The sequence below is a fragment of the Micromonospora sp. NPDC005205 genome, assembly GCF_040608275.1.
Classification (GTDB): Bacteria; Actinomycetota; Actinomycetes; order Mycobacteriales; family Micromonosporaceae; genus Micromonospora.
This window is the reverse complement of sequence record NZ_JBEXHV010000029.1, coordinates 1-12,753: the sequence shown is the minus strand read 5'-3', so window position 1 is coordinate 12,753 and position 12,753 is coordinate 1. Positions and strand designations below refer to the sequence as shown.

At 71.1% G+C, this 12,753-nt stretch carries 15 protein-coding genes; 11 read left to right on the top strand and 4 right to left on the bottom strand.

Annotated elements, in window-relative coordinates:
- The first annotated feature begins 75 nt into the window (after nt 1–75).
- Nucleotides 76–1,503 carry a rifampin monooxygenase gene (rox, locus tag ABZU43_RS31385; RefSeq protein WP_355009999.1) on the top strand — a complete coding sequence of 476 codons (1,428 nt, stop codon included), beginning with the start codon at nt 76–78 and terminating at the stop codon, nt 1,501–1,503.
- A gap of 4 nt (nt 1,504–1,507) precedes the next feature.
- On the opposite strand, the gene ABZU43_RS31380 is transcribed toward rox, so the two are convergent.
- A complete protein-coding gene (locus ABZU43_RS31380) occupies nt 1,508–2,158 on the bottom strand; it encodes a GGDEF domain-containing protein (RefSeq protein ID WP_091407349.1) in 651 nt (216 codons plus the stop codon).
- Between the two features lie 264 nt (nt 2,159–2,422).
- Here ABZU43_RS31380 and ABZU43_RS31375 point away from each other — a divergent pair, with 264 nt between their 5' ends.
- The 6 genes from ABZU43_RS31375 to ABZU43_RS31350 all read left to right on the top strand — a co-directional run bounded on the left by ABZU43_RS31375 (nt 2,423) and on the right by ABZU43_RS31350 (nt 7,296).
- Nucleotides 2,423–2,662 carry a DUF397 domain-containing protein gene (locus ABZU43_RS31375; protein ID WP_091406718.1) on the top strand — a complete coding sequence of 80 codons (240 nt, stop codon included), beginning with the start codon at nt 2,423–2,425 and terminating at the stop codon, nt 2,660–2,662.
- A gap of 142 nt (nt 2,663–2,804) precedes the next feature.
- The gene (locus tag ABZU43_RS31370; RefSeq protein WP_355009998.1) at nt 2,805–3,692 is read left to right on the top strand and encodes a helix-turn-helix transcriptional regulator; all 888 of its coding nucleotides are present in this window, start codon (nt 2,805–2,807) and stop codon (nt 3,690–3,692) included.
- A gap of 123 nt (nt 3,693–3,815) precedes the next feature.
- Nucleotides 3,816–4,859, top strand: a complete 1,044-nt coding sequence (locus ABZU43_RS31365; RefSeq protein WP_355009997.1) for a substrate-binding domain-containing protein — start codon at nt 3,816–3,818, stop codon at nt 4,857–4,859.
- 2 nt (nt 4,860–4,861) lie between these two features.
- A complete protein-coding gene (locus ABZU43_RS31360) occupies nt 4,862–5,065 on the top strand; it encodes a hypothetical protein (protein ID WP_170158647.1) in 204 nt (67 codons plus the stop codon).
- Between the two features lie 98 nt (nt 5,066–5,163).
- Nucleotides 5,164–6,621 (top strand): serine/threonine-protein kinase, encoded by a 1,458-nt coding sequence (locus ABZU43_RS31355; protein ID WP_355009996.1) that lies wholly within the window; start codon nt 5,164–5,166, stop codon nt 6,619–6,621.
- A gap of 33 nt (nt 6,622–6,654) precedes the next feature.
- On the top strand, nt 6,655–7,296 hold the full coding sequence (locus tag ABZU43_RS31350; protein ID WP_355009995.1) for a histidine phosphatase family protein: 642 nt from the start codon (nt 6,655–6,657) through the stop codon (nt 7,294–7,296).
- Between the two features lie 44 nt (nt 7,297–7,340).
- Here ABZU43_RS31350 and ABZU43_RS31345 read toward each other — a convergent pair whose 3' ends face one another.
- From ABZU43_RS31345 to ABZU43_RS31335, 3 genes are read right to left on the bottom strand one after another with little or no spacing between them, the layout of a single operon-like run.
- Nucleotides 7,341–7,841, bottom strand: coding sequence for a DinB family protein (locus ABZU43_RS31345; RefSeq protein WP_355009994.1), 501 nt, complete (start codon nt 7,839–7,841; stop codon nt 7,341–7,343).
- Between the two features lie 44 nt (nt 7,842–7,885).
- Nucleotides 7,886–8,035 carry a hypothetical protein gene (locus ABZU43_RS31340; RefSeq protein WP_355009993.1) on the bottom strand — a complete coding sequence of 50 codons (150 nt, stop codon included), beginning with the start codon at nt 8,033–8,035 and terminating at the stop codon, nt 7,886–7,888.
- A 41-nt stretch (nt 8,036–8,076) separates the two neighbouring features.
- Nucleotides 8,077–8,859: a carbon-nitrogen hydrolase family protein gene (locus tag ABZU43_RS31335; RefSeq protein WP_355009992.1), complete on the bottom strand. Its 783-nt coding sequence runs from the start codon at nt 8,857–8,859 to the stop codon at nt 8,077–8,079.
- Here ABZU43_RS31335 and ABZU43_RS31330 point away from each other — a divergent pair.
- From ABZU43_RS31330 to ABZU43_RS31315, 4 genes are all read left to right on the top strand, one after another.
- On the top strand, nt 8,858–9,640 hold the full coding sequence (locus ABZU43_RS31330; protein WP_355009991.1) for a DedA family protein: 783 nt from the start codon (nt 8,858–8,860) through the stop codon (nt 9,638–9,640). The two genes, ABZU43_RS31335 and ABZU43_RS31330, sit on opposite strands and share 2 nt — an antisense overlap.
- A 145-nt stretch (nt 9,641–9,785) precedes the next feature.
- Nucleotides 9,786–10,964, top strand: a complete 1,179-nt coding sequence (locus ABZU43_RS31325) for a histidine kinase (protein WP_355009990.1) — start codon at nt 9,786–9,788, stop codon at nt 10,962–10,964.
- Complete coding sequence (locus tag ABZU43_RS31320) at nt 10,955–11,599, top strand: response regulator transcription factor (protein WP_355009989.1); 645 nt, start codon at nt 10,955–10,957, stop codon at nt 11,597–11,599. Before ABZU43_RS31325 ends, ABZU43_RS31320 begins: the two co-directional genes overlap by 10 nt.
- A 612-nt stretch (nt 11,600–12,211) precedes the next feature.
- Nucleotides 12,212–12,753 (top strand): hypothetical protein (locus ABZU43_RS31315; protein WP_355009988.1); only part of this gene is annotated, 542 nt, incomplete at its 3' end.

Sequence of the window (12,753 nt, the reverse complement as noted above, 5' to 3'; positions counted from 1 at the left end):
GGGCCTTGCGGCAAGACCCGGGTGATGCCGCAGAATCTCCATCCGACGCCCAATCTGGGAAAATCGGGGGATTACATGATCGATGTCATCATTGCCGGCGGCGGGCCGACCGGCTTGATGTTGGCCACCGAGTTGCGGCTGCACGGACTGCACGCGCTCGTGCTCGAGAGGGAGACCGAGCCGACCAGCTACGTCCGTGCGCTCGGCCTGCACGCGCGAAGCATCGAGGTGCTGGACCAGCGAGGTCTGCTGGAGCGGTTCCTCGCGCTCGGAACGCAGTACCCGGTCGGGGGCTTCTTCGCCGCGATCCCCAAGCCGTCGCCGGGCGGGCTGGACACCGCACACGCGTACGTCCTCGGCATTCCGCAGACCATCACCGATCGTCTCCTGGGCGAGCACGCCAGTGAGGTCGGCGTCGAGATCCGGCGCGGCAGCGAACTCGTCGGGCTCAGCCAGGACGACGACGGGGTGACCGTGCGGCTGGCCGACGGCACGCAGGTGCGTTCCCGCTACCTCGTCGGCTGCGACGGCGGTCGCAGCACCGTCCGCGGGCTGCTCGGTGTCGGCTTTCCCGGCGAGCCCAGCAGCGTCGAGACGTTGCTGGGGGAGATGGAGGTGGGCGTGCCACCGGAAAAGGTGGCCGACGTGGTGGCCGAGGTCCGCAAGACCCATCTCCGATTCGGTCTCGGGCCCCTCGGAGACGGGGTCTACCGCGTCCTCGTCCCGGCCGAGGGGGTGGTCGAGGACCGCACTGTCCCACCGACCATCGAGGACTTCAAACACCAACTGCGGGTGTACGCGGGCACCGACTTCGGTGTCCACTCACCGCGCTGGCTCTCCCGCTTCGGTGACGCCACCCGGCTGGCCGAGCGTTATCGGGTCGGCCGGGTGCTGTTGGCAGGCGACGCGGCGCACATCCACCCGCCGACCGGTGGGCAGGGGCTCAACCTCGGCATCCAGGACGCGTTCAACCTCGGCTGGAAACTGGCCGCCGAGCTCAACGGCTGGGCGCCGGAGGGGCTGCTGGACAGCTACCACAGCGAACGGCATCCGGTGGCCGCGGACGTGCTGAACAACACCCGGGCGCAGATGGTGCTGCTCTCACCCGAGCCGGGGCCGCGGTCGGTGCGCCAACTGTTGTCGGAGCTGTTGGACTTCGAGGACGTCAACCGGTACCTGATCGAGAAGATCACCGCGATCGGGGTCCGCTACGACCTCGGCGCGGGGCACGAACTGCTCGGGCGTCACATGCGTGACGTACCGCTGCGGCGGGGGCGCCTCTACGAGCTGATGCGCGGCGGCCGGGGCCTGCTGCTCGACCAGACCGGCCAGCTCTCGGTCGCTGGTTGGGCGGAGCGGGTCGACCACGTCGTCGACGTCAGCGATGAGGTGGAGGTGCCCGCCGTGCTGTTACGGCCCGACGGTCACGTGGCGTGGGTGGGCGACGATCAGACCGAGCTGCTCAGCCATCTGCCCAGGTGGTTCGGCGCGCCCGTCAGCTGAACGGTCAGCGCTCGCCGAGGAACGCGCTGTCGACCAGTTGGCGGGGCGATCGGGCGCCACCGAGGCTCTTCGCCTGGTACATGGCCGCGTCGGCGCGGCTGAGCGCGTCGGTGAGCTGGGCCGGGCCGGTCACCGGGGCGAGCCCGACGGACGCGGTGACCCGGACGCTGCACCCGCTCAGCCGGATCGGCGCGGCGACGGTCTCGCTGAGCCGGCGGGTCGAATGCTCGATCCAGCGCCGGTCGACGGTGGGGCTGGAGAGCAACCCGGCGAACTCGTCGCCGCCGAGGCGCGCCACGAGATTGTCCCCGGCGAAGCCGGCCAGCCGTTCGGCGACACTGATCAGCACCTGGTCGCCGGCGGCGTGCCCGTACCGGTCGTTGATCTGCTTGAAGTCGTCCAGATCGAGCACCACGGCGATCAACGGCTGGCCGGCGGCGTCGGTGAGCAGTGCGGCTGCCAGGCGGTAGAAGGCGCGGCGATTGGGCAGCCCGGTCAGCGGGTCGTGACTGGCGGCGTGCCGTTCGGCGGCCAGTTCTGCCTGGAGGTGACCAATCTCGGCCTCGGCGCGCACCGCCCGTCGGCGTAGTTGCCAGGAGGAGAGCAGCGCGCCCGCCGCGCAGACGCCGGAGGCGACACTCATCGGATCCGGCACGAACCCTCCCATCGCCGCGACCGCCTCCAGCCTTCGGTTGACGCGGTACGCCGCGTCGGGCCCAGTTTTGCCTGATCGTTGCCCGTGTGGGGGTAACACAAAGTGAACGGATGGGCACCGATCATGTGCGTTATCATGCTCGCCGTCGGGTGCAGATGCAATAGCAGATGCACGTGCAGAACCGTCCAATGTCGATACCGCACCCCCTCGCCGTCACCGCTCCTCCCACGGCCACCGGCGGGCTCGTAACAGAAAGACGCCCCCATGCAGCAGCCACCCAATGGCGTACCGATCCACCAGTTGCCTCCGCTGAGCTGGCAGAAGAGTCGCCGCAGCAACCCCAGCGGCAACTGCGTCGAACTGGCCGAACTGCCCGAGGGAGCGGGCATCGCGGTCCGCAACTCACGACACCCGGAAGGGCCGGCGCTCATCTATACGGTGGATGAGATCGCCGCCTTCGTTCTCGGTGCGCGGGACGGAGATTTCGACCACCTGATCAACTGACCGTCCGGGGGCGGGTCGTCCCGGCGACGAGACTGATTCACCGGCGCGGAGGAGTTCACCTCACTGTCGGTCCATGGCATGCTTACACGTCGGCCGGGCCGGGGCGCCCGGCCGTCGTGGGTCGGTGTCCGGAGGTCCGCACGTGACGATGGTTCCCGCCGAGGGTGGCCCGACAACCGGGCCGACCGTGCTGCGCATGCTGCTCGGCGCCCAACTGCGCCGTCTCCGGGAGTCCAGCGGGGTGACCCGGGAGGGCGCCGGCTGGGAGATCCGCTCCTCCGAATCCAAGATCAGTCGGATGGAGCTCGGCCGGGTCGGCTTCAAGGAGCGCGACGTCGCCGACCTGTTGACCCTCTACGGCGTCACCGACGACCATGAGCGTGACGCGTTGCTCAAGCTCGCGCGGGACGCGAACAGCCCCGGCTGGTGGCACCGATACGGCGACGTGTTGCCGTCCTGGTTCCAGTCGTACCTGGGCCTGGAGGCCGCCGCCGCGCTGATCCGCAGCTACGAGGTGCAGTTCGTGCCCGGCCTCCTGCAGACCGGGGAGTACGCCCGGGCGGTCGTGCTGCTCGGGCACGGCACTGCCGGTCCGGGCGAGATCGACAGGCGTGTCGCGCTGCGGATGCAGCGTCAACAGTTGCTCCAGCGGCAGAACCCGCCGCAGCTCTGGGCCGTGGTGGACGAGGCGGCCCTGCGCCGGCCCATCGGCGGCGCGGAGGTCATGCGCGGCCAGCTCACCGCGCTCATCGAGGCGACCAAGTCGCCCCACATCCGGTTGCAGGTCATTCCGTTCGCCGCCGGTGGCCACGCCGCCGCCGGGGGTGCCTTCACCATCCTGCGCTTCGGCGACCAGGAGCTTCCGGACATCGTCTACATCGAACAGCTCACCAGCGCCATCTACCTGGACAAGCGCGACGATCTGGATTACTACGCGGTGGCCATGGAGCGGCTCTGCGTCGAGGCCGAGCCGCCCGAGCGTACGGCGGAGATCCTCGGCGGCCTGCTGAACGACCTCTACGCGGCCTGACTCCCGACCGCGCTCCCACTCTCCGTTCACGTATTGACCGACGCCGACCGGTCGAGCTAGTCTCTGAATCGATACAGACTGGATCGATTCAGAGAGGTGCCGGTGAAGCCAACACTGCAAGCCGTGGCCGACGCCGTCGGCGTCTCGCGCAGCACCGTGTCCAACGCCTACAGCCGCCCCGACCAGCTCTCCGCCGCCCTGCGCGAGCGGATCCTGGACGCCGCCCGGCAACTCGGCTACCCCGGCCCCAACCCCACCGCGCGCTCCCTGCGCCGAGGTTTCGTCGGGTCGATCGGGGTGCTGTTCACCTCGCAACTGTCGTACGCCTTCACCGACCCGTTCGCGGTCCGCTTCCTCGCCGGTGTCGGCGCGGCGGCCGAGCGGCACGGCACCAGCATGCTGCTGGTGCCGCTGCCACCGGCGGTGACCGACGCCCGGCAGGCGGTGGAGAACGCCGCCGTCGACGGGTTCTGCGTCTACTGCGTCGCCGACGAAGAGTGGGCGTTGGACGTGATCCGCCAACGCGGGCTGCCGTTCGTCAGCACCGCAGCCCGCGACGACGCCGGCGCTGACGAACGGTTCGTCGGCATCGACGAGCGGGCCGCCGCACGCAGCGCCGCCGCGCACGTCGCGGGGCTCGGGCACCGTCGGGTGGCGCTGCTCGCCGACTCCGTGCTGCCCGACGCGCCGGCCGGCCCGCTCACAGTGGCCGGGGTGGACCAGGTGCCGCATCCGACCACCCGAGGTCGGCTCAGCGGGTTCGCCGACGCCTTCGCCGAGGTCGGCGTCGGCTGGGCCGAGCTGACACTTGTCAACGTCCCCGGCAACAGCCGCCCGGCGGCAGCCGCAGCCGTCGCTGGGCTGTTCGACCAACCCGCACCGCCGACCGCCGTACTGGCCGGCTCCGACGTCCTCGCGCTCGGTGTGCTGGACGCCCTGGCCGCACGGCCGGCCCATGATCGTCCCCCCGTCTCGGTGACCGGCTTCGACGACGTCCCCGAGGCCGCCGCTGCCGGCCTCACCACCGTCCGGCAACCGGCCGAGGAGAAGGGCCGCATCGCCGCCGAACTGCTGCTCGACCCGCCCGCGGACGCCGCGGCCGGTCACGTGCTGCTGCCCACCGCACTCGTCGTCCGGGAATCCACCGGACCGGTCCCAAGGAGTTGACCATGGAACTTCCCACCGGGTACATCACCGCGCTCGACGCCATGAACCGGCACGTCAACTCGGCCCGACCGGACGCGCCGGTCCAGGTCGAACACCCCCGCCGGGCCCTGCTCGCCCCGACCCGGCAGGCCACCGCCCTCGCCCTGCGCCGGCTCGCCGACCGCATCCAACCGCGACCGCTGCCCGGCACCCCGCGCTGCTCCTGACCCGCACCAATCCCATTCCGGTACGCACGGGACGAACAGTGTGGGTCCGGGCACGCAGAGTGGTCGACTGCGGTGTTGCCAGGCAGACTGGTGAAGTTATGTCGCCGCTCACGCCCACTCTCCGCCTCCACGACCGCTACGTACTGCACGAGCGGATCGGTCTCGGTGGCATGTCCGAGGTGTGGCGAGGCGACGACGAGGTGCTCGGCCGGCCGGTGGCGATCAAGGTGCTAGCCGGGCAGTTCGCCACCGACCCACAACTGCGGGCCACCATCCAACGCGAGGCCCGCGCGGCCGCCCGGCTGACCCACCCACACGTGACACAGGTGTACGACTACGCCGAGGCGACACTGGCCGGCGGCGTCGTGGTCCCGTACCTGGTGATGGAGCTTGTCGACGGTCACAACCTGGCCGACCGGCTGCGGACCGGGCCGCTGCCCTGGCCGGAGGCGGTCCGGGTGGCCGGGCAGATCGCCGCCGCACTGGCCGCCGCACACCGCATCGGCGTCGTGCACCGCGACGTCAAGCCCGGAAACGTCATGCTCACCGACGACGGCGCCAAGGTGCTCGACTTCGGCATCGCCGCGCTCGGCGGCCTCGACAGCCAGTCCGGCGAACCGCTGATGGGCACCCCCGCCTACTTCGCCCCGGAACGGCTGACCGCCGGCCCGCCCGACCCGGCGAGCGACGTGTACGCCCTCGGCGCACTGCTCTACCGCACCCTCACCGGGCGAGCGCCGCTACCCGTGCAGAGCTGGGAAGACGCGCTGGAGGTGCACCGGCGCGGCACCCCGGTGCCGCCGCTGCGAGTGCCCGGCCTTCCCGCCGACATCGCCGAGCTGACCGTGGCCTGCCTGGCCGCCAACCCGGCCGACCGGCCGAGCGCCGCGCATCTGGCCCGCCGATTCGGCGCCGGTCAGCCGGTCGAGCCGCCCACCGAGCTGCTGCGCATCCGGCCGACCGCCCACCCGCCCACCCTGATCGACAGATCGGTGGTGGCCCGCCCCGTCCCGGCGACCGCCGCACCGCCCCGACGCCGGTCGCGTCGGCCCCTCGGCGTGCTCGTCGCGGCCGTGCTCGCCGTGCTGATCGGCGTCGGCACCCTGATCGCGCAGAATCCGCTCGGCAACCCGGGCACACCCGACCCGACCGAGATCGCCGCCGCGCCGTCGACCTCCGCCCCGGCCCCCGCGCCCACGACACACTCGCCGACGCCGGCCGCGCCGTCCTCGCCACCCCCCGCCGCCAGCACCGCGCCCTCAACCGTCGGGCAGCAGGTACCGGTCAGCTTCCGCGAGGTGAGCAGCGAGTTCGCCGCCATCCTCGCCACCGCCGTCGCCCGCGACGACATCGACCGGAAGACCGCCGAAGACCTGCGTGACGACCTGGCCGACCTCAACCGCCGCACCAGGGACCGTGCCGAGCGCGTCGCCGACCTACGGGACCGCATCGCCGAGCTGGTGCGGCGGGACCGCCTACCAGCGCAGACGGGCGAGAAACTGGACGCTCTGCTCGCCCGGACCGGCACGTTCTCCACCAGCCGGACGGACGACTGATACCCCCGTCGATACCGCTGGCATGATGTCCCGATGCGGACACGTCTGATCTTCGTGCGACATGGCGAGTCGGTCCACCAGCTCGAAGGAATCATCGGTGGGCCACGTGGCTGTCGGGGCCTCACCGCCCTCGGCCACGAGCAGGCACACGACCTGGCCAACCGGCTCACCGGCGACATCGCCGCCGACGGGCCGGTGGCGGTCTACTCGTCCGTGCTGCGCAGGGCCGTCGAGACCGCGCAACCGATCGGCGCGGCGTTCGGCGTCCGGCCCGTGGCCGACTGTGGTCTCTGTACCTGGCACACACCCCCGTACGCCGACGGCCTGCCGACCTCCCTTTTCCGTACCGACCATGCGATTGCGGGCGGCGGCGTGTTCCGACCGTTCGAGGAGGGCAACGAGAGCTGGGCCGAACTGGTGGTCCGCGTCAGCCGCGCGATCATGGAGATCGCCCACCGGCACCGGGGCTCCACAGTGGTCCTGGTCGGCCACAGCGAAACCGTCGAGGGCGCCTTCCACGCGCTCGGCGCGCAGCCGGTCTTCCGGGCGTTCGACCTGGACGTGCCCCCGGCCTCGATCACCGAATGGACCACCGACCACGACCCCGGCGGCTGGCCGCCGGCCCGCTGGACGCTGCGTCGCTTCGCCGACACCGGGGGGTGGGCCAGAGCGTGATCCAGTACCGCCGGGCCGGACCGAGTTCGGTGTCTCGGGCGACGCTATTCGGCGGCCAGGACCTGCTCGCGCAGGATCTCCGCGTGCCCGCAGTGCTGCGCCATCTCGCGCAGCACGTGCAGGTAGACCCAGCGCAGCGGCAGCGGACCACGCCGGTTGCCGCGAAGCAGGTCGTCGAGGCCCAGGCTGGACGTGGCGCGGCGGGAGGCTTCGCAGGCTTCCCGGTGCGCGCTCTGGACGGTGGCGATCGTGTCGCCGTCGTCCAGGATGAACGATTCGTCCGGCGTGGCCGGGATGCCGATCTCGGAGCGGGGCCGGCAGGTGACGGCCTCGTCGAACCAGACCTTCTCCACGAACGCGGCGTGCTTCACCAGACCCAGCAGCGTCGTCCGGGACGGCACCAACGACCGCCGCGCCTGCTCCTCGGTCAGCCCGTCCAGGTAGCCGTTGAGTGCTCTGCGGTGCTCGTCGATGAACGCCTCGAACTGCGTCTGGGCTGACTGGCCGACGACATCATCGTCGAAGGTCGGAGGAAAGGAGGTCATTCCCGAAGCATTCCAAGGTCATTGGCGCCGCGCAAACAGCACATTCAGCCGAAGGAGAGAAGAGCGCCGCGCTCGTCGAAGCGGGCGGTGCCCGCCCAGGCGATCTCCCACCGGTTGCCCTCCGGATCGGCGATGTAGCGGGTAGAGCGCGAACAGCACACCACCCAGCAGGAAGGCCGACCAGCCGTCGTCACTGGCCGGCAGCTCGGGCCACCCCAACGACGTCGGTTCCCGGTCAGCCGATGCTGACACTTAGCGACTCGCCCGGGTCGGTGCCCGCCCGGGCGTACACCTCGCCCTTTGGCGTCCAGACGCCCGAGAGCCCCGCCGCCTCGGTGTAGCCACCGCCGGTCGACCCGGCGAAGCTCGCCACCGCCACCCAGACCCGGTGCGCGGCGGCGATCCGGTGCGCCCGCTGGTCTGTCACTGCGGCGTCGCGGGCCGACTCCAGGACGCCCGCGGCGTACACGTCGATCCCAAGCGCGGCCGTCCGGTCCGCGTGCGCGGCCACGCCGGTGTCCTTGCAGATCGCCAGCCCCACCCGCCAACCGTCCACATCGAGCACGACCGGGGTGTCACCGGGCCGGAACCGGCGGGCCTCCGCGTCCCCCAGCCACATTTTCCGGTACGCCACCGTCGCACCGCCACCGGTCACCGCCAGCATCGCGATGTGGTCGCCGGTGACCGGCGCGCCGACCAGGGCCAGCGCACCCGCCTCGGCGCACGCCTCGACCAGCGGCGCCAACCGCGGGTCGTCGACAGACACGACCGGCGCGTCCAACTCGTACCCGGTCAGCGACAGCTCCGGAAAGACCACCACCCGGGCGCGCGCCGCGCGGACCGCGGCGGCGTGCGCCCGCGCGTTTGCCGCGACGTCCAGGGGTACGCACGGCGGCTGGACCACCGCGAGCCGCAGCGGGGTGCGGCTTTCCGCACCCCCACCGGTGTGGTCGACCCGCGCGGTCGGGCGGTCGGCCCCATGGTCGGCTCTCAGGATGACTTCGTAACGTGGGCGCATGATTCGAACGTCCCACGCCGTGTTCGCCACCGGAACCCCCGCCGCCGCAGCGGAGCCACCACAGGACGGGATCGTCGGCTACGTCACTGACCTGGTGGAACGACTCGGCGGACCGGGCGCTGGCCTGGCAGTGGCGTTGGAGAACCTCTTCCCGCCGATCCCCAGTGAGGTGATCCTGCCGCTGGCCGGGTTCGTCGCCGCACAGGGACGGATGAGTCTGGTCGGTGCGATCTTCTGGACCACGCTGGGTTCGGTGGTGGGCGCGCTCGCGCTCTACCTGATCGGCGCGGCCCTGGGACGCGACCGGATGCGCAACATCGTTTCCCGGCTTCCACTGGTCAAGCTCAGCGACGTGGACCGGACCGAGGCGTGGTTCCTGCGCCACGGTGTGAAGGCCGTCTTCTTCGGCCGGATGATCCCGATCTTCCGAAGCCTGATCTCCATCCCGGCGGGGGTGGAGCGGATGCCGGTGAGCACGTTCCTGCTCTACACCACGCTGGGCAGCCTGATCTGGAACACCACGTTCGTGCTCGCTGGCTACCTGCTGGGTGACAACTGGCATCTCGTCGAGGGCTACGCCGGCATGCTCCAGAAGGTGGTAATCGTCGTCTGCGCGGCGGCGGCCGCCTGGTTCGTCGGGTCCCGCGTGCTGAAGGCCCGCCGCGCTGCCCGCGACCCCGAGCCGACCGAACCCGAGCAGGGCGCACTGAACGGGATGCCCGACCCGGGCGGTCGCGGCACCCTCTACCGAAGCGGATCGTGGGCGTCGGACGAGCGCTAGCCAGCCCTTCTGGTTTGCTTGTTCCTTTGCTCTGCACCCCAGACTGCACCAGCGTCGCGTGCGGACGGGTCACGTGACGCCCCACATCGCGCCGACGTTTCCTGCGGGCGCGTCGCATGAAGCGGAGCAAGGGGGAGCAGGCTTGGTGCGGAAGGCGGGCGAGGCGGTGGGGGAGCGGCAGACCGGCAGGTGGTTGCTCCGGCTCCGGCCGCCGCTCGGTGTCGCCGTCGGAATCGCGACGGCCGCCGTCGAGTTCGCCTTCCTCGCCGTCGCGGTCACAGCCTGCGGTGTGTTCGCGGTCGCGCCTTCGGCGGGCCGTCGGGTTACCGGCCTGACCAGCAGGTACGGCGGGCGGCTCGTGCGGATGGAACACCGCCGCCTCGCCGGGCTGCTCGCCGCGCAGGATTTGCCCGTGCCGCACACCGTGGCGACCCGGCGGCAGCTCGGCTACCTGGCCGCCCGACTGTTACCCGGCGCGCTCGGTCTGCTGGCGTACGCCGTGCTCGGCGTCGGCGTGGTGCTGGCCGGGATCGTGCTGCGCGCGGCCGTGCGCGGAGAGTTGACTGTTCTCGACGCCCTGTCCCAGGTCGCCGTCGGGGCGGTGCTGTTACTGCTCAACGTTCAGGCCGTCGCCAGCATCGCCGCGCTGGACATCTGGCTGGCGCGACGACTGCTCGGCGCGGGAAGTCGGGCGGAGCTGACCCGCCGGGTCCACGAGCTGACCACCAGTCGGGCCGGGGTCATCGCCGCTGTCGACGCCGAACGGCAGCGCATCGAACGTGACCTGCACGACGGCCTCCAGCAGCGGCTGGTCGCCCTCGGCATGCTGCTCGGCCGGGCCCGCCGCGCCCGCGACGCCGACCGCACACACGCACTGCTCGCTCAGGCACACGAGGCCGTGCAGCGGGCCATCGAAGAGTTGCGCGAGGTGGCGTGGCGGGTCTACCCGTCAGCGCTGGACGACAGCGATCTGGGTGAGGTCCTGGCCATCGTCGCCCGCGGATCCGAGGTGCCGGTGCGAATCCGCTGCGAGCTGCCGGTCCGCCCCGAGCGGCAGGTCGAGACGGTGCTGTACTTCGTGGCCTGCGAGGCGCTCACCAACGCTGCGAAGCACGCCGCCGCTACCCTGGTCACCGTCGAAATCGGAGTACGGGATGGGTGGATCCGGATGTGCGTACACGACGACGGCGTCGGCGGGGCGGAACCGACCGGACGCGGGTTGTCCGGGCTGGCGCGACGGGTCGCCGCGCTGGACGGCCGATTCCTGGTGACCAGCCCAGCCGGCGGTCCGACGACCGTGCTGGCGCAGCTGCCGTGCGCCTAGTCCTCGCCGAAGACTCGACACTGCTCCGGGAGGGCCTGACGCGGCTGCTCGCCGACGAGGAGCACGAGGTGCTCGCGGCGGTCGGGACCGCCGACCAGCTTGTCGAGGCGGTCGGACGATCCCGTCCCGACGTGGTCGTCACCGACGTCCGGATGCCACCCAACCACACCGATGACGGGCTGCGGGCCGCCCTGGAGATCCGTCGCCGGTGGCCCGACACCGGGGTCCTCGTGCTCTCCCAGTACGTGGAGCGGCGTTACGCCGGGAGGTTGCTCGCGGACCGTCCCGAGGGGGTCGGCTACCTGCTCAAGGACCGGGTCGCCCAGGTGGACGACTTCCTCGACGCCCTCGACCGGGTGGCCGCCGGAGGCACCGCCCTCGACCCGGAGGTGGTCCGTCAGGTGGTGGCCGGCTCGGACCGTCCCGACCCGTTCGGTCGGCTCACGCCGCGGGAACGGGACGTGTTGCACGAGATGGCCCAGGGGCACACGAATCTCGCCATCGCCCAGCGGCTGCACGTATCGCAGAGCGCTGTCGAGAAGCATGTCAACGCCATCTTCGACAAACTCGACCTCGCACATTCAACGGGCTACAGCCGACGAATCCTCGCAATCCTGCGCTACCTGGGCTCCTGACCCGTTCGGGCTCTAGGCAGGGCATGCGGCGGCCGGCCAGGCATGATCAACTCGGGTTTCCTGATGTCGGGGTGTCCGGGCGTCCGGGATGCCCCGACTTCCGTGAACCCGAGTGGACCACCCCGAGTGTGGGGCGATTCGACACCACCGAACCGGCGGGGCGTGGGTGGTTTGTCGGTTGCTGGGCGTTTGTGGGTGGTGACCGGCCGCACGCCTGGGCTGGAATCATGGCCGGGGCGGGGTCGTTACATACTCTGACGATCGCAGTACCACCGGCTCGCCACCCGACCTTTGAGTGGGCGGGTCGCGCAGGGGGAATGGCAGCCTCCACCCGGTCGTTACAACCCCCCACGACCGCTGGCACCGCCGCGATGAGGGTGCCGATGGACGGGCCACCCCGGAATGACCCCGGCCCGGCGGTCGTTACACATGGTCCCGGCGCCACGAGCCCCCCGCTCGGCAGGCCGCTGACCCTGACGCCCGACCAGGCGTCACCCCCAGACTTTTCCCCGTTTGTGAAGTGCAGCGCCGGACGAGGTGCTCACACCCTGCCGCCGCCCCCCTTTTGGCGGTCGGCGGTCGGGGTGTCCTACCCCCGAAGGAGCTACCCCCATGAACACCATGATTCGTAAGAGCATGTTGTCTGTTGCTGGTCTCGCGTTCGCCGGTGGTGTGTTCGCCGGTCCGATCGCCGCCCATGCCAACCCGGTCGACGCCAAGCCCGTCGCGGTGGCCGTGCAGTCGGCGCCGAAGCCGCAGGGTGACCAGTCCCGGATCAGCCTCAACGACGAGCAGACCGCCAACGTGAAGGCGATCATCGCCGCGACGAAGAAGGCTGGTCTGCCGGAGCGGGCCGCGGTCATCTCGATCGCGACGAGCCTGCAGGAGTCGAAGCTGGAGAACCTGGGTCACCTGGGCGACATGAATGACCACGACTCGCTGGGCCTGTTCCAGCAGCGCCCGAGCTCGGGTTGGGGTACGCCGGAGCAGATCACTGACCCCGAGTACTCGACCACGGCGTTCCTGAAGGGTCTGAAGCAGGTTGACGGGTGGCAGGATATGGCGCTGACCGACGCCGCGCAGACCGTGCAGGTGTCGGCTTACCCGGACGCCTACGCCCAGTGGGAGCAGCAGGCCGCCGACCTGGTCGGCCA